The following is a 351-nucleotide window of genomic DNA, read 5'->3' as shown; positions in this document are numbered from 1 at the left end:
AGTGGTTTGCGTTTGCCTCGGCGTTGGGTCGGGGCAACGACTTCTTCGTCAGACTCATCGGAGACCGGAACCGCGAGACTTTCGGGTTCATTAAAGAGCGCGAGCTGTGGCGTCTGCGGATCGACGGCTTGCTCTGATTTGCGCCCGAAAAAACGTTGACGCCATAGTTTGATCTGTTCTTTCAGGTCAACAATCTGGTCTTTGTCCACCTGACGCTCACTGAACATCTGCACAAGCATTTGCTTGAGCAGAACCGGATCATCAGGGAGGTTGTCGGGCATGGAAATCATGGCCCGGATTATACCCAATCAAGCGACGAATCGCGGCGTCAAAACCTGATGCGGACGGTTG

The 351-nt window shown here is 53.8% G+C and carries 1 protein-coding gene; it reads right to left on the bottom strand.

The genetic code is table 11. From position 1 onward, the window contains the following. Positions 1-290 (bottom strand): transposase (locus tag AACY52_RS31835; RefSeq protein ID WP_339561633.1); only part of this gene is annotated, 290 nt, incomplete at its 3' end. Between the last annotated feature and the right edge of the window lie 61 nt (positions 291-351).

This window comes from Pseudomonas sp. EA_65y_Pfl1_P113, from assembly GCF_963970525.1.
GTDB lineage: Bacteria > Pseudomonadota > Gammaproteobacteria > Pseudomonadales > Pseudomonadaceae > Aquipseudomonas > Aquipseudomonas tritici.
The sequence above is the reverse complement of the archived record's forward strand: the minus strand, read 5'-3'. Positions and strand labels throughout refer to the sequence as shown.